The following is a 19,897-nucleotide window of genomic DNA, read 5'->3' as shown; positions in this document are numbered from 1 at the left end:
ATGACGTCATTCGCGCTGATCGGTGCCGCCGGCTATATCGCGCCGCGCCATATGAAGGCCATAAAGGCCGTCAGCGGCGACCTCAAGGTCGCCTTCGATCCCAACGATTCCGTCGGGATCATCGACAGCCATTTCCCGCAGGCCCATTTCTTCACCGAGTTCGAGCGCTTCGACCGGCATGTCGACAAGCTGCACCGCCGTGGCGAGCACATCGATTTCGTCAGCATCTGCTCGCCTAACTACCTGCACGACGCCCATATCCGCTTCGGCCTGCGCGCCGGCAGCGACGTGATCTGCGAGAAGCCCCTCGTCCTCAACCCCTGGAACATCGATGGGCTGATCGAGATCGAGCGCGACTCCGGCCGCAAGGTCAACACCATCCTGCAGCTGCGCCTGCACCCGGCGATCATCGCGCTGCGTGACCGCGTCGCGGCCTCCAACCAGCGCCATTCCGTCGACCTGACCTACATCACCTCGCGTGGGCGCTGGTACCACGCCTCCTGGAAGGGCGACGACTCGAAGTCGGGCGGTGTCGCGACCAATATCGGCGTGCATTTCTTCGACATGCTGGCCTTCGTCTTCGGCCCGCTGCAATCGCAGACCGCCAATCTGCGCGAGGGCGCGCGCGCCGGCGGCCTGCTCTCCTACGAGAAGGCCGATGTGCGCTGGTTCCTCTCGGTCGACTCGGACGATCTGCCCGATGGCGTGAAGGGTCAGAAGACCACTTTCCGCTCAATCACCGTCGATGGCGAAGAGGTGGAGTTCTCGGACGGTTTCACCGATCTGCACACCCGCAGCTACGAGGAGATCCTCGCCGGCAAAGGCTACGGGCTGGAGGACGTGCGCTTCTCGATCGAAGTCGTCTCGCAGTTCCGCCAGCTGCCTGTGGTCACCAGCGGCGAAAAGCACCCCTTTGCCGCGAAATACATCAAGGGCTGAACATGGCCGGCGCGTCGCAGATGCGGGAAGACCCGCGCTTTCCCGGCGCGCTCGTCCATGAGAGCGCCTATGTCGACGAGGGCGCGACGCTCGGCGCCGGCAGCAAGGTCTGGCATTTCGTGCATGTGCTGGGCCAGACCACGGTCGGCCGCGACTGCGTGCTCGGCCAGAATGTCATGGCCGGACCGCGGGTCACGATCGGCGACGGCTGCAAGATCCAGAACAATGTCGCGCTCTATGACGGCGTCGAGCTGGAGGCGGACGTGTTCTGCGGCCCATCCTGCGTCTTCACCAATGTCAATAACCCGCGCGCCTTCATGAACCGCAAGGCCGAGTTCCGCCGCACGCTGGTGAAGCGCGGCGCGAGCATCGGGGCCAATGCGACCATCGTCTGCGGACATACGCTCGGGGCGTATTGCTTCATTGCCGCCGGCGCGGTGGTGACCAAGGACGTGCCGGATTATGCTCTGATGGCCGGGGTGCCGGCGCGCCGGATCGGCTGGATGAGCAAGGCCGGCGAAAAGCTCGGACCCGACCTGACCTGCCCGCTGACCGGAGCGCGCTACCGGGAAACCGGCCCGGAGCTTCTGGAGGAGATTGCCTGATGAGCGAACGTCCTGTGATCGAGTTCATCGACCTCAAGGCCCAGCGCCAGCACATCGGCAAGGCCATGGACGAGGCGATCCTCAAGGTCGTCCATGACGGCAACTACATCCTCGGCCAGCAGGTCCAGCAGTTCGAGACCGAGCTCGCCGCCTTCTGCGGAGCCAAGCACGCGATCGGCGTTGCCAACGGCACGGACGCACTGATCCTCGTGCTGGAAGCTCTCGGCATCGGCTCCGGCGATGCGGTGATCTGCCCGAGCTTCACCTTCGCGGCGACCGCCGAGGTCGTGGCCTGGATGGGCGCGACCCCGGTCTTCGCCGAGATCGACGAAGCGACCTACAATATCGACCCGAAGAGCCTGGGCGCCGCGCTCGAAACCGCGAAGCAGCACAAGCTCAATCCCCGCGCCCTGATCAGCGTCGATCTCTTCGGCCAGGCCTGCGATTACGAGCCGATCGAAGCCTTCTGCAAGCAGAACGGCCTCATCCTGATCTCGGATTCGGCGCAGGGCTATGGCGCGCGCTACAACGGCCGCGTCGCCGGCGCGATCGGCGATTTCGCGACCACCAGCTTCTTCCCGGCCAAGCCGCTGGGCTGCTATGGCGATGGCGGCGCGATCCTGACCGACAATGACGAGCATGCCGCGCTGCTGATGTCGCTGCGCTTCCACGGCAAGGGCTCGTACAAATACGACAATGTCCGCGTCGGCGTGAACTCCCGGCTCGACACCATCCAGGCGGCCGTGCTGATCGAGAAGCTCAAGGTCTATGCCGAGGAGATCGAGAAGCGGCAGGTGGTGGCGCAGCGCTACACCGCCGCGCTCAAGGATGTCGTGGTCACGCCGCATGTCATGGCCGATTGCGTCTCGACCTGGGCCCAATACACGATCCGCGTCGCCGCCGACCGCCGCGACGCTTTCCAGGCGGCGCTGAAGGCCAAGGGCGTGCCGACCACGGTCTATTACCCGAAGCCCCTGCACCAGCAGACCGCCTACAAGCACTATCCCGTCGCCGGAAACGGCCTGCCGATCTCCGAGCGCGTCGCGCAGGAGGTCGTCGCGCTGCCGATGCATCCCTATCTCGACGAAGAGACGCAGGATTATATCATCGCGGCGGTGCTCGAGGCTTTGGCCGAACCGGCTGCCGCGGTCGCATGAGCCGGCCGCTGCGGCTGGCTTATCTCTCCCTGGAGACGCCGCGGCCGGGCCAGGCATCGCAGACCCATATCGACGAGATCATTGCCGGCCTGCGGGATTGCGGCTGGCAGGTCGAGCTGTTTGCGACGAGCAGCGGTGGTGCGAGCACACGCTCCTCGCTCCTGCGCCGTCTCCTTGGTTATGGCCGTACGCAGATCAAACTTGGCAAACGCTTGCCCGAGTTCGACGCCGTTTTCATCCGCTCGCACTTCATGGCGCTGCCGCTGACGCTATGGGCACGCTGGCACAGCATTCCGGTGGTTCACGAGATAAATGGTACGCCCGCCGATATCGGCGTGACCTACCGTTGGCTGAAGCCGCTCTCCCCGCTCTTCTCCTGGCTTTACCGCACGCAATATCGGCGCGCCGCACATCTGCTCGCGGTGACGCCCGGGCTCGTGGACTGGGTCGAGACCTTTGCCGGGCACCGCCGCGTCACTCTGGTTTCAAACGGCGCCAACACCGATCTGTTCAAGCCGGAAGGGGCGCCCAGCCCGGTCGAGGGCCGATATGTGATCTTCGTCGGCGGCCTCGTCGCCTGGCACGGCATCGGCACCATGCTGGCCGCCCTGAAGGAGCCAGGCTGGCCAGCTGATCTGCGGCTGGTGATCGTCGGCGATGGCATCGAGCGCGGCAAGGTCGAACAGGCGCTCGCCGATCGAAAGCTGCTTTGGCTGGGCCGGCAGCCTTACGACGCCGTTCCGGCAATCGTGCGCGGCGCCCTGGCATCGCTGTGCGTCATCGAAAACCAAGACGGTCGCTCGTCATCGGGCGTCGCACCGTTGAAGCTGTTCGAGGCCATGGCATGCGGCGTTCCCGTCATCGCCAGCGACCTTCCGTTCCAGACCGATCTCGTCCGCGATGCCGAGGCCGGTCTGATCGTGCCGCCAGCGGTTGCGCCAGCTATCGCTTCTGCCGTGAAGAGCCTCGCCGACGCCCCCGAAAAAGCCCGGATTCTGGGCCGCAACGGCGCGGCCTATGTCGCTCGCGAGGCGAGCTGGCACCATCGCAGTCAGGAGATCGATCGCTTGCTACGCTCGGTCATCTCACAGTAAATCACGAGCGCGATTTGAGCCTCTGCTCGATGTGGATTTCTTGAGACATCCTCCACCTTCGGCGCATATTCTGCAAATCAGGATTGCATTGCGCCCGGAAAGTGATAGCGCCAACCGATCTTGCTCAAGAACGTCAGAACAGTGGACCGAGGGAACGGCTGCGCCGACATGACTGCCCTCGCCCCCAAGCCGGCGCCTTCCACCGAACGGATCCGGCCCCAGCCATGACACGGATTGCGCTCGTCTGCGTCTCGCCTCTGCAGCACGATTCGCGCGTGCTGCGCCATGCGGCGCTGCTTGTCGGCGCCGGCTATGACGTACGCATCTTCGCGCAAGCTCCCTTGCCCGCCGTACCGCCTGCCCCCGTCACCGTGATCCCCGGCCCAGGCAGCGACACGCGCGTCCGCCTCGGCATGGTGCTCCGTCAGGCGCCGGCTTCCCTTGTCCCGGCCAGCGCGGACCTCCTCTATTGGCTGTCCCCAAGCCGATTGACGACACGTAGCGACCTGCTCCGCTTCAAGCCCGACCTGGTTATCGCCAATGACTGGCGGGCGCTCCCCCTCGCCTTCGCGGCCAAGCGCGGTTGCGGCGCCCGCATCATCTATGACAGTCACGAATTCGCCCCGGAGGAATTCGCGGATAGCTGGCGCTGGCGCCTTCTCGCCCGGCAGCATGTCGTGAGGATCGAGGATCGCTATATCCGCGAAGCCGATGCCGTCGCGACGGTCAGCGATGGCATCGCCGATGCGCTCGCCCAGCGCTATGGCTTGACGCGGCCGACCGTGATTTCCAACACACCCGCCTGGCAGGAGACCGCTTTCCGCCCGACCGCGCGCCCCGTCACCGTGCTCTACCATGGCGCAGTGGTGCCCCGCCGCGGCCTGGAAATCCTGATCGAAAGCGCTCCGCTTTGGCCGGCTGAATTTCGGCTCGTGATCCGCGGCCCGGCCCAGGGCGGTTTCGACCAACATCTGCGCAATCTTGCCGCTCCATTCGGAGAGCGCATTGCCCTGGAACCGGCGGTTCCGCCCGATCAACTAATATCCACCGCTGCGCAAGCCGATATCGGCATCTTCCTCCTGTCGAACAGCACGACGCATGCGCGCTTCGCGATGCCCAACAAGATCTTCGAATACATGCAGGCGGGGCTCATGGTGATCAGCAGCGACCTGCCGGAGATTCGTAAGACAATCGAGATCTCCGGCTGTGGCGTATTGCTGTCAAGCGATACGCCACAGGTGATCGCCACCTGCCTGGCGCGCCTCGGCCCGGCTCAGATCGACGCCCATAAACGCGCAGCCCTTGTACGGGCACGCGATCTCAATTTCGAGGGCGAAGGCACCAAACTCCTGGCGCTCGTGTCGAAAGCCGTGACGCCTTCGATCGAATAGCTTGAGTGCTTCGGGAGCTACGAAGGCGACTACGCTGCGGCTTTCGCCCTCGCGACAGATACCGCCTCCTCGATCGCAGCAAAAAGGCGATCCGCTTCCGCCTCCCAGTTCAACGTCTTCGCCGCCTCGAGCGCACGTCGCTTGCAGGCGTCGATCTCGTCACGATCGAAGCCATTGATCGCCTCCGCTATGGCTCGCGGCGTCACATCAGATATCAAACGGCCGAGCTCATGTTGCCGCAGCAATGCGCTCATCTCGGGCAAGTCGGAGACGCAGAGCGCAAGCCCCGCCATGGTGTATTCGAAGAACTTGTTCGGCAGAACGTGAAGATTCTGCTTCGAATGACCGGGCAGGGCGAACAGACCGACATCGAAGCGGGCGGCTTCTTCCACCAAGTCGATCATCGGCACGGGCGGCGCCAGCACGACCCGCTCGCCAAGGCCGGCTTTCTGTATCCGGGCTGCAAGCGCCGCAAGATATTCGCCCGGTCCCGGTCCACGGATCGTCAGCCGAAACTCCGGACGCCAGAGTGCGACGCTGTCGATACAGGCCTCGAGCCCGCGCCCGACATTGACGACGCCGTGGTAGAGCACCTCGATCGCATCACCGCAGGACCTGTGCGCATGCGGCTCGTAACGTGGCATGTTGCGGATCAACAGCGGCTTCTTCGACAGACCGTAGAGGCCGTGCAAGCGATCAACGATACCTTGCGAAACGCAACTCGTTACCGCAGCCCCAGCAATGCCTTCGCGTTCAATCCCAGCGATGACAGGGCGCTGCGTCAACCGCCAGATCATGCGCTGGGCGTATTCATCGACGGCGAGTTCATGCGTATCGTAGGCGTAGGGAACCCCCTGCTCCGCCGCAAGCCGCCGTGCGATCGGCAGCGCCGTCCAATCATTGGCGAGCCAGATGTCGACCCGTTCACTGCGAGCCAGCGCATAGAGTTGCTCAAAACGACTATGCAGAGCCCAATAAGCCGTCTCCGCGTATCTGGGGTTGAGGTAGACCAGAGCCGTATCCTTAGCGCGTCTGGTACGGTGAGCCACAGACCTGAGCACCCGCGCAGCGGTGCGATGAATCGCGGACCGCGGCACCGGGGGAGCAGAACCACAGCCGCCCTTCCCTCCGAGCTCCAATGACGTGTCACTCGGCGTCGTTGCTTGTTCGACACTAATCGCGTGACAGGGCCATTCCGGCGGGCTCGACAGCGCCCCCGGCAGCCCTACCGCAACGACCCCCCAGCCTCGCGCGTGAAAGAGATCACCCTGTCGGCGCACACGCGGATCGTCCGGGATCGCGGAGACGCAAATCAATCCGATACGCGGCATCCGCGTAGCCGTACCAGCCGTCATCAACATAACCCTCGGGACAGGCATGCGCCTGCAGTCAGCTGGGAGCGCAGCCGATCCATGCAACCGGGCGGAGTGGTCTCGCGACGACCCAGACTTGTCAATCGATTATCAGATCGCCATTCATGATGACGCTTGAGTTCAACCGGCGCCGCAACCCGGTCGCCTTTCGACGAAGCGCATGGCCCCACCGTCGAAGACGCGTTGCGTTGCGTTTGACCGCCCTGAGCGCGTCAGATATCCCATCGCAAAAGCCGGTTTCCTCTGTCGTACGAATGCGCATTCGCGTATCGGGTTCGATACCCTCGCTGCGCGCTCCCGAGAATTTGACCCTGCCATGACGTCCTTCGAGAAGCCGACCTTGCGCCAGAAGCTGATCGACATGTTCGATCGCTACTCGGCAACCCATTTTGGCACCGAGATCAGCACCCGTTATCAGCCTCCCGCCCATCGCCCCAGCGAGGAGCGTCAAACCCGCTATCAGATCTGCCAACGCTGCGTGATGGACTCGAGCGACCCGGAGATCACCTTCGATGAGCACGGCGTCTGCCACCACTGCCACTCCTACGACAAGCAGATCGCGACCTACGTCAAGCGGGATGCCGCCGGCTGGCGGGAGATGGAAGAGATCGCAGCCACCGTCCGCAAGGAGGGAGAGGGCAAGCGCTATGATTGCATCATCGGTCTGAGCGGAGGCGTGGACAGCACCTACGTCGCCTATCTCGTCAAGAAGCTCGGCCTGCGCCCGCTGGCTGTCCACATGGACAATGGTTGGAATACAGAGATTGCCGTCCGGAACATCGAGAATATCGTCACCAGACTCGGCATCGATCTCCATACGGTCGTCCTGGACTGGAATCAGTTCAAGGATCTGCAAGCCAGCTTCGTAAGGGCAGGCGTCACCGATTGCGAGATTCCGACGGATCACGCCATCGGTGCCATCCTCTACCGAACCGCGATCGAAAACGACGTTCGCTTTATCATCGGCGGCTCGAACCTTGCCACCGAACAGATGGTTCCGCGTACCTGGTCATCGGGGCACGGCGACTGGCGCTATATCCGTTCCCTGCACAATCAATTCGGCAAAAGCGAAATCCGCTCCTATCCACACTACACGTTCTGGGAGCACGCGATCTACTGGCCATACATCCGCGAAATGCGAATGATCTATGTCCTGAACTATATCGAATACAACAAATTCGATGCAATCGAGCTGATGAAGAAGGAGCTGGGCTGGGTCTCCTATGGAGACAAGCATCACGAGTCGATCTATACGCGCTTCTATCAGACACAGTATCTCATCGATAAATTCGGTGCCGACAAGCGCCGGCCTCACCTGTCCTGCCTCATCAACGACAACCGCATGACACGGGAGGAGGCTCTCGCCACGTTGCAGAAGCCCCCCATCGACGAGGACATCGCGGCAACGGATCGGGAGTTCGTGCTCAAGAAACTGGGCATCAGCCAGGATGAATACCGCGGCATCCTGGCCCAGCCTCCGAAAACCTATTGGGATTTCGAGAGCGACGAGAAGTATTTCCCGGACAAGGCCTATCATTGGGCGCTGCAGAATCTCGACTTGCTGCGAGAGCCGCGCCGCGTGCTCCTCAGGAGAACGGGCGGATGGATCAGCCGGAGCGCACAGTCCACCTGGCTCTGGATTCGCATCCTGGCGAAGTTGCCGTTCCGGCTGGCCTGGCGCGTGCTGCGCCGCCTGCTGCGCGCCGTGAAGCGCTGAACGCGGTGCGCGTCTGCATCGTCTCGGCAACCTATGTCACACAGGAACCGCGGGTTCTGAGGCAGATTCGCACGTTTCAGGAACGCGGTTGGCAGGTTTCGGTGGTGGGCTTTCCCGGTCGTCTTCCCGTGCCGGAGAGCTGGGATTTCCACGACATCACGATGCCTGCGGTCATCCTACCCGAAACGGCAGCGTCCGAAGCCCCTGCAGAACCCGTCGTCCCTGCAGCGAAGAACGGTCGCTCATTCCTCGCAAAGCTGGCTGCCTTTATCTATTGGCGCGCAGCACAGCCATGCGCGCGCAGCGCACGCACCATCTGGACCGAACTCTGCAGACTGGCGCACCGCTGGCGCCAGAACGGCACTGTGGCCGACGCCAACGTCCAAAGCGCGCGCCGCTCGCTGGCCGAGACCCTCTACGAACTCGAGCGGCCACGACAACTCTCCTCCGCGGAAGCCCACGAGATATTCTTCGCGACGACCCAGAACGCATTTATCCGCGACAAGGTGACAGGCGCGGTGCCGCAAGCCGATCTGGTCATCGCACATGACTATATGACGATGCCGTTTGCGGGACCGCTCGCAGAGCGGATGCAAGCTTCTTTCGTGGTCGACATCCACGAATATGCGGTAGAACAGTATCATTTCGAACGAAATTCGGCCGAAGAGCGCTATTTCAGCCATGTCACACGGCCGATGATCGAGGCCCTGCATCGGGACTACTTCCCGAAAGCACGAGCGCTCAGCGCCGTCAGCGAAGGCATCAGCCGCCAAATTCAGATCGACTACGCCTTGCCGGTGGCGCCTACCGTCATCCGCTCGACCCCCTTCTACAATGAGCACCCCTTCCATCCGACAGGCGAGGTCATCGAGGTCATGTATCACGGCCTGGTCAATGGATCGCGCCACCTCGAAGTCGGCATCCGCAGCTTGCCGCTATGGCGACCCGAGTTCAGGCTCACCATTCGCGGGCCGGGGCCAGAAGATTACATCGAGACGCTCAAGACGCTGGCGGCCGAACTCGGTGTCGAAGATCGCTTGTCCATCGAACCGCCGGTGCCGTTCGACGAGATCGTGATGACAGCCAATCGTGCCGATATCGGGTATCTGGCACTCATGAACTTCTCGCGTCAGAGGCAATTTGTATCGCCTAACAAATTCTTCGAATACGTCATGGCGGGGCTCGCTCTCGTCGTTATGGATTTCCCAGATCTGGCCCCGACAGTACGCGCGACCGGCATCGGGCGCCTTATCGAAGAGTTTACTCCCGAGGCGATCGCAACGGCGATCAATAGCTTCGACCGCCCGGCCATCGATGCGGCAAAACATGCTTCGTTAGCGCTGGCGCGAGATCTGTGCTGGGAGCGCGAGCAGGAACGGATGGTCGCAGCTTACGGCTTGGCCAGCCTAGAAGCCGCAGCAGAGCGGCAAAACAGACCGAGCCGAGCGTCAGGGGCAGGGCTCCGCGCGGCCGGCCGAGCGCTGCCACGCCGCCCCAGGGGGTGGCCCAAACATTTTTGACCGTCAGCTGGTCTTCAGCGCCTGCTCGTAGAGATCGACCAGACGAGCCTGCTCCACTTCCCAATTGAGCTCAGCTGCAGCCTTACGGGCATTGGCCTTGAAGCGGTCGACGATCTCGGGCGTGAAACTGTTCACGGCGTCGGCAATGGCCTGCGGTGTCACCGCCCGGATCGGCACGCCGAGATCGTAATGCGCCATGATCCGCTGCATGTCCGGCAGGTCTGCCACACACATGGCCAGGCCGGCCTGGATATACTCGAAGAACTTGTTCGGCAGCGCGTAGATATTGTGTTTCGACGTGGAGGGCGGTGTCGAGATCCCGATATCGGCCTCGGCGGCGGCGTGAACGAGATCGACCATCGCCACCTCCGGCAGAATCTCGACCCTGTCCCAGACCCCCGCCTTAACGATCTCGGACTTGAGCACGGGCATGAACTCGGGCCGAATCGGACCGCGCAGCTGGAACACGAACTCATTCCGCCACAACGGAACCGAACGAATGCATTCTTCAAGGCCACGATCGAAGGTGATGATTCCGTGAAAGTAAACGCGCATGCGCTTGCGCGTCGGCTCTAACGGCGAGAGATCTGAGACTCGGTTCGGCACATTGCGAATCTCGACAGGCACGCGCTCGACCTCGTGCAACGCCGCCATATCCCTGGCAATACCGGCAGAGACTGCGGTCGTGACAGCGGCCTCCTTCAGACCGCGCGCTTCGATCGCGCGGACCATCGGCACCTTGGTGGTCAAGAAGTCCGGCTTGTAGCGATACTCCTCGACCGCATATTCATGCGTATCGTAGCCGAAGCGGGTACCGTGTTCCTGGGCGAGACGACGCACCACCGGCAGCATGTGCCAGTCATTGGCGAGATAGAAGTCCGCCTTTATCCCCCGCCCCGCTTCATACATCCGCGCAATCTCGAAGACGGCGAGATAGGCGCGCTCGGCAGCATCCGCATCCATCGGTGCGGGCAATGGCGCCATGGCCTCAACGGCAGTTGCAGCACCCTGTGCCTGCAATGCCGACGAGCCGATTCTTCGAGCGGACTGCCGGTTGCGCGCAGCCATGAGCTCCGCAGCGCTCCGCACAACGGAGCGCGCCGCCCTTATGGTCCTCAATGAAGCATTGACCAGGACAAACCCTGTGCGGATCGCAGGCCGAAGCAGGTACCGGTGGCGTTCGGGAATCAGCCTGCGGCCCAAAGCGACGAGCTTTGCCTTGCGTCCTTCCGGGGCGAGAGCCGGAGCGCTCGCATGTTGCTCCGTCGAGATGGCTTCATTGTCCGCACGGGCAGCGGGCACCAGTGCGTCAGCCTGGATGATTCGCCATGAAGGGGCCGGCGACCGGGCGGTGCCGATGCCGACGGCAACAACGTCCCAACCCGCATCGTGAAAAGCCTGGCCCTGGCGCCGCACACGCGGATCATCCGCGATCGTGGACAGCGAAAAAATGCAGATGGACTTACGAGCCACGTCGGTCACCAGAAAGCAGCTGAACGCCCCGGCTGGGCGAGCGCAGGGGGCGAGCAATCGAAGAAGTTGTTCGGGAGGTCAAGCCTATCGCGTTCCAAAGGCGCGGTGCAGTTGCTCATCCGGCGGATAAGTGATGAGAACGGCGCGGTGCGGCCCGGTGAAGACAAACATCGAGCCGGCTGCCACGGCAGCCGCGCCGGCTCCAATCGCATCGCGAAAATGGTCGACATTGCCTGCTCCACCAAGGGCGATCACCGGCACGTCCACCGCCCCAGCCACGCGCCGCACGAGCGCCAGATCATAGCCCTGCCCCGTGCCTTCGCGATCGATCGACTGAAGCATGATCTCGCCCACGCCTTGCCCGACGATCCGTTGGGCAATGTCCTCGGGCTTGCCGCCCATTCGCCGCCGCCCAGCTTCGACATAGACAGAATAGCCCCCGAGCAGGGATTTTCGGCAATCCAGACAACCGATCACGCTCTGCGCGCCGAAAACACCGGCAATTTTTTCAGAGAGCGCCGGGGTGCTGGCCAGAGCCGTATTCAGCACGATTTTTTCGACGCCGAGTTCAAGGATTCGCGCGGCCTGATCATAACTGTTGATGCCGCCACCATATGCGATCGGCATGAAGCTTTCCGTAGCGATTTCCTTGATCAGCTCGTAGTCCGGCTCGCGTCGCTCGATGGTGGCCGTCATGTCGGCGAGAACGAGTTCGTCCGCCCCCTTGTCGTTGAATATCTTCACTGCAACGCGCGGATCACCGACATATTTCGGCGCCTTGAAACGAACAGGCTTGTAGAGCAGCCCATCCTTCAGCAGCAGGGTGGGGATGACGCGCGGCCGCCGCTTCGGCAGGAGCAGCGGCGGCAAGGCAGCTTCGGCGGTCATGGGCTCCATTTCGCAAAGTTCTCGAGGATGCGCATGCCGAAGCGGTGGCTTTTCTCCGGATGGAATTGAAAAGCGACGATGCTGTCGCGCGCGACCCCAGCGGTGAAGCGTTCGCCGCCGTAAATGGATTCAAGCAGGACCTCGTCGCGCTTCTCGCTTTTCAGCCAGAAAGAATTGGCGAAATAAAAGCGCGGCTCGTCGCCAATATCCGCGATCACGGGATGGGGGCGCGCCGGCTGCACATAGTTCCAACCCATTTGCGGGACTTTGGCCCCATCCTGTGGACGAAAACGGACGCAGCGGCCCGCGATCCAGCCGAGGCCAGCTCCCTCACCCTCCTCGCTGCCCGATCCCAGCAATTGCTGGCCGACGCAAATCCCCAGGAGCGGCGTACCGCCACGCTCGACTTTCTCCTCGAGCACCTCGCGCAGACCGGTTTCTGCGAATTGGCGCGCACCATTGGAGAAATGGCCGACGCCGGGAAGCATGAGCCTATCCGATGCGCGGATGGTCTCCGGGTCGGCGCTCACGCGCGCCTTGATGCCGAGCCGATGGAACATGTTGCAGATGGAGCCGAGATTGCCCATCCGGTAATCGATGATCGTAATCATCCCGCGGCCTGAACCATGTTTGCAACCGATCCTACGGAGGGCTGTCGCCCCGCCAACCCGGCTGACCAGACACCTTCCTGCGTCATCGCCAGCCATTCGCTCAGGCTGATCCAGATCCACAGCGACCAGGACAGATCTTCACCCGCCTGATGGCGCGCCCAGATCGCATCCAACGCGGCTCTGTCGTATTGCTCAAGCTGAGTGCATGGCCCCTCGAAAAGCAGGTGATAGGCCCAATCTTTCAACTCACCGCGTAACCAGGCATCCTGCGGAGCCTGGAAACCGACCTTGTCCACCCGCCAGGCGACGGACGGAGGGAGATCCGTTGATAGCGCTTTCCGCAGTATCCATTTCAGCCACCCTCCGCGGATCAGCACCTCCTCTGGCAAGCCAAGGCACCAATCGACGAAGTCGTGATCGAGGAACGGGAATCGCGTCTCCACGCTCGACGCCATGCCATTGCGGTCCGAGACCACCAATTGATTGGGCATCGTTGCATAGAGCAGGCCGTTCGCTACGTAATAGCCGAGATAATTGCCGCCTCCCGGCGCCGGAACGCCTGGTTTCGGCGCTTGCAGCGGTTGCTCGAGCAATGGCTGGCCTCGCATTTGGCGCCACTGGTTCGCCAGGGCCGTGCGCAGATAGAAGGAGATCGGCTTGCCCGCCTGCGGACTGAATCGGCGCGCTGCATCCTCGTATTTGGCCGCCTCCCGCTTAAGACGCGAGGACATCAGCCAGGTATTCCAGGCGAGTGGGGCCCATTGCCCGGTATTCATCCAATCGTTCTGGCGAATGGCGAAATAGTAGGAGTAGCCGGCCAACAGCTCATCCGAGCCCTGCCCATCGATCATGACTGTCAACCCGTCGGCCCGGGCCGCACGGTGAACCGCCCACTCCAGATAAGCTGAGGCCGACATCATTGGGGCTTCCTGATGCCAGTGCAGAGCCCGCGACTGAGCCACCAAATCACCAGGTGAAAGCTCTGCCGCTTTGCCGGCGATGCAGGTCTTGCTCAGAACTTCATCGACATAGTGACCTTCGTCGATGGTCGGATCCTGCGAAAATCGCGCCGAGATCGTATGCAACAACTGCGTGCGGTGCCCTGTCTCCTCGCGCGCCATCAGCGCGACGAGGCTGGAGGAATCCAACCCACCCGACAGGCACGCACCAACCGTTACGTCCGCCCGCAACCGCATCGCCACGCTGCGGGCCAGGCGCTCGCGGAACTCGCCGACCAGATCCTCGGTCTTGCGCCCCTTCTGGCGTTCGCGGGTTTGCGGCGTCCAGTAACGCTCGTAGCTCAGCACAGAGCCATCAGGCCTCAGCAGCATCGCATGGGCTGCCAGAAACTGCTCGATTCCGGCGAAGCAGGTTGCCTCGCTGCCGTAGTCGGCAATTCCCTGCGTATATTTGCCGATATGCTCCCAGTTCACCTCAGGCCGGATATCCGGGTGGGCAAACAGCGCCTTCATCTCCGATGCGAAGGCGATTCCGCCGCCGCTCAGGCGCGTGAAGTAAAGCGGCTTCTCACCAAAACGATCACGTGCGATCAGGGCAGTCCCGCTCCGTTCATCCCATAGAACGAAGGCGAATTGGCCGTTGAAGCGCGACAGGCAGCCCGCACCCCATTCGAGATAGGCCGCCAGCAGCACCTCCGTATCTCCGGTCGAGCGGAAGGAATGGCCAAGTGCCTTCAACTCATTCCTGAGCTCAACGAAGTTGTAGATTTCTCCGTTGAAGACGATCCTCACACGCTCCTCGGCGGCCGCCATCGGCTGAGCCCCGTGCGGAGACAAATCCTGGATCGCAAGCCGCCGGAAACCCAGGCCGACATGATGCTCGCCCGCTCGGCCGAGCCACAGGCCAGCATCGTCCGGGCCGCGATGCCAAAGCCGGTCGCGCATCGCCCCCAGCGTTCCAGCCTCAAGCGGCTGCGGGCCGAACACCGCCACCAGTCCGCACATCGTTTCGTCCTCTTACCCAGCGTGATGGCGCGTCTTACGCCAGTAGAATTCGTTAGCAAGAAAGGCCCGGATTGTTCCCGCTCATTCCCGAAGCCTGAGTTCAAGTGCGACTCGACGCTCCATCGCGTTTCCTGCCCGGGAGCTTCTGCCCACCTTCCGAGACGGCAACTTAGACCATTCCCGCCATCCGGGTCTTTTCCAGTTCCGAAGCGCCTTGCTGCACAAACCCATCGAACAGGATCAGCGGTGGATCGCTCTCATTCGTCGGCGCGTAGCTCAATGCAGCGCAGCGCGACCACAAATCGTATCTTGCGCTCTCGGACAACGCAGGCCGCTGTGCATCCTCAACGAGCACGGATACGACAAACTGGCCTGGCCCGATCTGCAGCGGCCCGATCAATCCTTCGACCGCTCCCGCCCCGGATTTGTCGAAGCTGCATTCAACCTCGCCACTCGCCCTCGCCAGCCTGTCCCCGGAAAGCGTATAGACCAAGAGATGACAGCGCAGCGCAGTCATCGTCCCAACTGGCCCCGCCAAGCAAACTCGCGCCCTGATCTCCTCGCCGACCTGCAATCCTCCACTCTCCTCCCCTGCCCGAGAAAGAGAGACGTCTGTGATCCGCACACCAGGCTGACCGGGAAAGCGATGGATCTCCGCATCGCCCCCGAGCCTTTCGACGACGCCCTCACCAGAAAGTTCGCTGATGGGCTCGGCCGCGCGCACGTGCTGCTCGACAAAATCAGTCCTGAGCATCGCGGGGAGCGAGAAGGGATTCAGGCTCTTCGGTGCCGCAGCCCTGGCACCGGCGCCTGCCCTCGCGAGATCGGCCATTTCCTGTTCGTACTCAGCCAGGATCGGCGTAGCTTCTCCATCGCGATGGACATGCCCGTCACGCAGCCAGATCACACGCTCGCAGAACTGCTCGATCAAATCCGTGGAGTGCGAGACCATGATCATCGTGCAGCCCGATCCGATCAGCCGCTTCATCCGATCAGCTGACTTGGCGGCGAAATAGCCGTCGCCCGCCCCCAAAACCTCATCAATCAGCAAGATGTCGGGATGAAAAGCCGTTGCGACCGCAAATTGCGTGCGTGACTGCATCCCGAGCGAATAGGTGCTGTATGGCTGGTCAAGATATTTTCCAAGCTCGACGAACCGAATGACGTCATCAATCGCGGCGGCATAAGCATCGCCGTGAAGGCCGTAATACTGCAAGGTCGCGTCGATGTTCTGCCGGCCGGTGAATTCGGGGTGAAAGCCGATACCCGTCGACATCAGTGCCTGCACCGAACCATGAACGTCAATGCAACCATCGGTTGGCGCAAGGCTGCGGGTTATCAACTTCAGCAACGTCGTCTTGCCGGCGCCGTTGCGCCCAATCAACCCGATGCGCTCCCCTCGGGCAAGATCGAAAGTAACGCCTGCGAGCGCGGTGAATTCCGGAACTTCACGACGGGTGAAAAACGGCAGGTCTCGCAGGCCAAACTGATGGGCAACCATTTGACGCGCGTTGCGAAACATCTTGTAGCGCTTCGTTACGCCGCGCGCGCTGATCGCAATTGATCTGCCTGATTGAATCACGGGAACGAAATCCTGCGTGTTGACGCGGCCTCGCGGACCAGGCTGGCCAACCACCACTTAACTCCGGCTGCATCCGGAATAGCACGTTCAGGATGCCACATGATCCCCAACCAAGGCAGCGTCCGATGATATGCACCTTCGATGGTTCCGTCAGGCGCCGTCGCGGCTTCCTCCAGCAAGGCAGCCAGACCCGCACGAACAATACCGTAGTCGTGGTACGAATTCACCTCGGCGAAGGCACCTGCGCGCGAACGCGTCGCGTGCGAGCAAGCGACGTGCCCATACACCGGGCTCAGCGTTCCGCCCAGATAGACGTTCATGAACTGGAAGCCGCGACAGACCCCCAGGACGGGCGTTTCCGTCTCCTTTGCCCAATCGAGCAGTGCCGTCTCCGTCGCGTTCCGCTCAGGGGCATAGCCGGCATTGTCAGGCATGACGCCATTGCCTCCGCTGAGAATAACCAGAGCGGGCTTCAGCCGCCGGGCAAGAGAAAGCGCCGTTGCCGGATGGTTGGGCAGAGGGACGACGTCGCACCCGGCGGCGTCCAGCAGAGAGAACCAGTTCTGATCGAGCGCGTCGCGGCGCTCACCATAGCTTGGAACAACGTCGACACGCTGCGTGATGACGATGAGCGGGCGCTGCAACAAACTCATATCGCCAAAATCTGCTGCTTCTGGCAATCGAGTTCCACCTGTCGCGCTTTCGCGAGCCGCTGGTAGTGCTCGGTCCCAATGCCGATCGCGGCCGGCAGCCCGAATTCGGCGCATCGAATCGCCATATGGGAATTGGCGCCGCCAAAAGCTGTGATCAAACCGGCAATCCGGCGAGAGAACAGCCATTCATAGCCGGGGTCAGCGCGTTGAATGAGCACGACCGTTCCTTCCAGCGACTGCTTGCTATGTCCAGTCTCGTCGAGCACGCGAAGCGGCGCCGACACATTACCTGAACCGACGAAGTTGGCCCGAACCTGCGGCGCTACGAAGGCATAGAAATCCCCGCGCGCCTCGATCAGCGGCGGGAGGATCATCGAGGCATGAATGCGCGCGCGCGCCTTGTTCGCCGCAGCAATCCTGCGCAGCGCCTCTGGGCCCGCATCGACGCCGAGGAGAACGCGCTCGATGTCACCGTAGTCGAGGAAAGACAACTCCTCTCGCGAGAGGCCGTGCCGTGCTCCGTAAGCCGCGATGCTCTCCAGCACCGCCCACAGCGCACGCGTGAAGACGAATTTCGCATATTCCCGGCCCGTTATGGCGTGGCGCATGAAATCGAGCAGCGCATCCGGCGCAATATCGAGGCCGATCTCCGGCAGGGCGCTCGCAAGCGCCGCGCGTTCTGTATTGGTCCAGGCAAAGCCGTCATCGGCGGTCTCGACATGCGGCACATCGACGAGGGGGCGCAGATAGCGCTCCGGCGCCTCGGCATAGCTCTGCGATGTGATGTCGTAAGTGCCCGGGCGCAGGTGGCCGCAGCGTCGAACGAAATCATCGAACGACATCGCGCCGCTCGCCGTGGCCCCGGCATCGTCGGCGAGCTGATGGCTGACCGTACGGATCGAGCCGAGCAGCTCTTCGACGCGCTCCGCGGTGAGGATTCCTCGTGTAACAGCGGTGCGGAGCAGGCTTATGGCCACGAAAGCGCAGCGTGCCAGATGCGCGAAAGGAAGAACTCCCTCGACCCGGCAGCGTGCCAGAATCCCGCGCAAAGCGTCCAGCCGCGGGAATCCGCCGGGCATGGCGGCATCGAGCTCTGCCTCGTAACGGCGGATGGCCACCCAGGCCTGCTGCTCGACGCGCAGCGCATTCGCGTTGATATCGGCATAGGCCGCCCGCAGAACCGCAATCTCATCCGCACCGAAGCCGGCCGGATGGAAAAGGGCCTCGTTCCATCGCGAGAAGTCGAAATCCAGGCAGGTCGGCACGATCTCGAATTCGACCTTGTCGTGGGCTTCGGGCCTGGCTGAAAGGCGCTCCAGGGCTGCCTCGATCAAGCGCGCCGCCAATGCATCGGGCACCGCTGCCGGGACGAATGAATTGAAGCTGGCTCGCACGTCGACATAAGCATGGCCAGCGAATAGCCGCATCAACGGGACTCCTCGCAGGTCCCGATAGCCGAATTCGCGCCGCTGTGCGGACCAAGCATCGTCCATCACCAGCGCTCGGTAGAGCGAGGCGGCAAGCGGACGCGGCACGATTCCGATGATCTCGGCAGGATTCCAGTCTGGCATGACGCCGTAGATCGATCGCTGGCCGAGCACCGGGGGAACCGGCCGCGAAAGCTCGTCGTAAAGAGCCAAGGAGGCGTCGCGTTCAGCATTCAGGCGGGTGTCGTCCTCACGACTGCGATCGTGCTGAACGGCCAGCGGCCGCACCTGCAGCAGATGGACCACGCCGTCGGAGCTGATCGCAAACTCAAGATCGAGCGTGTCGAGATCGAGGAGATGTTCGACTTCCTGGGTCGCGGCCAGCAGAGGCGCGATGAAAGCCGGCTCCTGCGGGATACGTTCTAGCCCGCGATGCACATAGGCGATGCGGGTCTCGTCGCCGCCGCCAGTCACGATGTCGGTCCGCGAATCCAGACTGTAGTTGAGCACGTAATAGGGTGCGCCCTGGTCGAGCGTCCGAGTGAAGATAACGCCGCTGGCAACCACGTCAGCCACCATCGGTTGCACGAGCACCTGATGCTCCGGCGCATCGTCGTAGGAGGCGATCACCGAGCTGACTGCTTCCTCCAGCGCTGGAGGGTTGCTGGCGACATTGAGGCAAGAGCGAAACTTACCTGCCTGGCTGGCTTCGAAACTGTCCTCGCCGACAGCGCTCGATCGGACGGCAAGGACCTGCTCAGGGAAAGTACGCATGACTTCGGCGACAACCGCTGCCGGCTCGTGCTGCCAGCGGCGAACGCGGAAGCTGACCTGCGGCGCTACGCGCGAGAGTCTGACCCGCGTCCCCAAACGGGCGAGTGTCTGCGCCTTGGATCCGAACAGGAACCGCGCCAGCGCACCCGGATCGTCAAGATCCGTCCAATCACCTGCAACATCGACCAGGCGCATCGGTATGCCCGCGATGCGGAGCTCTTCGAACAGCGCTCCCAGATGCCCACGCTGCAGGCTTTTCGGCTTGCGCTCGCGCAGGGCCCTGATCGCCGGAACCAACGCCAGGGGAACCCAGGCCAATCCGACGAGATCAACCTCTTGCGCCGATGACCCATCGGCGTTGGCAGCCAACGCGAAACGCCTCAACCCACCGTGTCCGTCGAGTTCGACGATCTCGCGGTTCTTCCGGCGTGGTGCGGAATGGCTGCTATCGACGGCAATCGCGATTGCATCGCCCGCATCCGTCAGGGCGCTCAGCACTCGCGGTCGATAAAGGATATCAGCATACGAGATCAGCAAGTCATGCTCGGGAGCAAGGCCGCACAGGAACAGCGACTGCGCCGCTCCACTGCTCTGCCATTTCCGATTCACCACGAGCTTCACGGACAATGGAGCTTCAACGTCGTCGGAACCATAGCCAACAACGAATTCAACGCTGCCTGCCATCGAGCGCAGGGCAGCGAGCTGCCACTCCAGCGCATTCATCCCCGG

15 protein-coding genes are annotated in these 19,897 nt (G+C 62.6%); 7 read left to right on the top strand and 8 right to left on the bottom strand.

Annotated features, from left to right (window positions below; translation table 11 throughout):
- The 5 genes from Q0Q36_RS18690 to Q0Q36_RS18670 all read left to right on the top strand — a co-directional run bounded on the left by Q0Q36_RS18690 (position 1) and on the right by Q0Q36_RS18670 (position 5,186).
- On the top strand, positions 1–939 hold the full coding sequence (locus Q0Q36_RS18690; protein ID WP_293800251.1) for a Gfo/Idh/MocA family oxidoreductase: 939 nt from the start codon (positions 1–3) through the stop codon (positions 937–939).
- 2 nt (positions 940–941) lie between these two features.
- Positions 942–1,544, top strand: coding sequence for an acyltransferase (locus Q0Q36_RS18685; protein ID WP_293800249.1), 603 nt, complete (start codon positions 942–944; stop codon positions 1,542–1,544).
- Entirely contained in the window at positions 1,544–2,701 is a 1,158-nt protein-coding gene (locus Q0Q36_RS18680; RefSeq protein ID WP_293800247.1) for a DegT/DnrJ/EryC1/StrS aminotransferase family protein, read from the top strand. Before Q0Q36_RS18685 ends, Q0Q36_RS18680 begins: the two co-directional genes overlap by 1 nt.
- Positions 2,698–3,795, top strand: a complete 1,098-nt coding sequence (locus Q0Q36_RS18675; protein ID WP_293800245.1) for a glycosyltransferase family 4 protein — start codon at positions 2,698–2,700, stop codon at positions 3,793–3,795. The genes Q0Q36_RS18680 and Q0Q36_RS18675 overlap by 4 nt, the downstream gene beginning before the upstream one ends.
- Before the next feature lie 224 nt (positions 3,796–4,019).
- Positions 4,020–5,186 (top strand): glycosyltransferase, encoded by a 1,167-nt coding sequence (locus Q0Q36_RS18670; RefSeq protein ID WP_293800243.1) that lies wholly within the window; start codon positions 4,020–4,022, stop codon positions 5,184–5,186.
- Positions 5,187–5,215: 29 nt separating this feature from the next.
- Here Q0Q36_RS18670 and Q0Q36_RS18665 read toward each other — a convergent pair whose 3' ends face one another.
- Positions 5,216–6,517, bottom strand: a complete 1,302-nt coding sequence (locus Q0Q36_RS18665) for a glycosyltransferase (protein WP_293800241.1) — start codon at positions 6,515–6,517, stop codon at positions 5,216–5,218.
- Between the two features lie 358 nt (positions 6,518–6,875).
- Here Q0Q36_RS18665 and Q0Q36_RS18660 point away from each other — a divergent pair, with 358 nt between their 5' ends.
- Together Q0Q36_RS18660 and Q0Q36_RS18655 are read left to right on the top strand one after the other, a co-directional pair.
- Positions 6,876–8,276: an N-acetyl sugar amidotransferase gene (locus Q0Q36_RS18660; RefSeq protein WP_293800239.1), complete on the top strand. Its 1,401-nt coding sequence runs from the start codon at positions 6,876–6,878 to the stop codon at positions 8,274–8,276.
- The gene (locus tag Q0Q36_RS18655) at positions 8,162–9,796 is read left to right on the top strand and encodes a glycosyltransferase (RefSeq protein WP_293800237.1); all 1,635 of its coding nucleotides are present in this window, start codon (positions 8,162–8,164) and stop codon (positions 9,794–9,796) included. Before Q0Q36_RS18660 ends, Q0Q36_RS18655 begins: the two co-directional genes overlap by 115 nt.
- A 3-nt stretch (positions 9,797–9,799) precedes the next feature.
- On the opposite strand, the gene Q0Q36_RS18650 is transcribed toward Q0Q36_RS18655, so the two are convergent.
- From Q0Q36_RS18650 to Q0Q36_RS18620, 7 genes are all read right to left on the bottom strand, one after another.
- The gene (locus Q0Q36_RS18650) at positions 9,800–11,278 is read right to left on the bottom strand and encodes a hypothetical protein (protein ID WP_293800235.1); all 1,479 of its coding nucleotides are present in this window, start codon (positions 11,276–11,278) and stop codon (positions 9,800–9,802) included.
- 75 nt (positions 11,279–11,353) lie between these two features.
- Positions 11,354–12,157, bottom strand: a complete 804-nt coding sequence (locus Q0Q36_RS18645) for an AglZ/HisF2 family acetamidino modification protein (RefSeq protein WP_293800233.1) — start codon at positions 12,155–12,157, stop codon at positions 11,354–11,356.
- On the bottom strand, positions 12,154–12,768 hold the full coding sequence (gene hisH, locus Q0Q36_RS18640) for an imidazole glycerol phosphate synthase subunit HisH (protein ID WP_293800231.1): 615 nt from the start codon (positions 12,766–12,768) through the stop codon (positions 12,154–12,156). Before hisH ends, Q0Q36_RS18645 begins: the two co-directional genes overlap by 4 nt.
- On the bottom strand, positions 12,765–14,732 hold the full coding sequence (asnB, locus tag Q0Q36_RS18635; RefSeq protein ID WP_293800229.1) for an asparagine synthase (glutamine-hydrolyzing): 1,968 nt from the start codon (positions 14,730–14,732) through the stop codon (positions 12,765–12,767). Before asnB ends, hisH begins: the two co-directional genes overlap by 4 nt.
- A gap of 169 nt (positions 14,733–14,901) precedes the next feature.
- Positions 14,902–16,368: an ABC transporter ATP-binding protein gene (locus tag Q0Q36_RS18630; protein WP_293800227.1), complete on the bottom strand. Its 1,467-nt coding sequence runs from the start codon at positions 16,366–16,368 to the stop codon at positions 14,902–14,904.
- Positions 16,311–16,967, bottom strand: coding sequence for a gamma-glutamyl-gamma-aminobutyrate hydrolase family protein (locus Q0Q36_RS18625; protein WP_293800225.1), 657 nt, complete (start codon positions 16,965–16,967; stop codon positions 16,311–16,313). The genes Q0Q36_RS18630 and Q0Q36_RS18625 overlap by 58 nt, the downstream gene beginning before the upstream one ends.
- Positions 16,964–19,891 (bottom strand): PEP/pyruvate-binding domain-containing protein, encoded by a 2,928-nt coding sequence (locus Q0Q36_RS18620; RefSeq protein ID WP_293800223.1) that lies wholly within the window; start codon positions 19,889–19,891, stop codon positions 16,964–16,966. Before Q0Q36_RS18620 ends, Q0Q36_RS18625 begins: the two co-directional genes overlap by 4 nt.
- Between the last annotated feature and the right edge of the window lie 6 nt (positions 19,892–19,897).

The sequence above is a fragment of the uncultured Allobosea sp. genome (assembly GCF_945957345.1).
In the GTDB taxonomy this organism is placed as follows: domain Bacteria; phylum Pseudomonadota; class Alphaproteobacteria; order Rhizobiales; family Beijerinckiaceae; genus Allobosea.
Note: the sequence above shows the minus strand (reverse complement) of the source record. Positions and strands in the feature narration are given on the sequence as shown.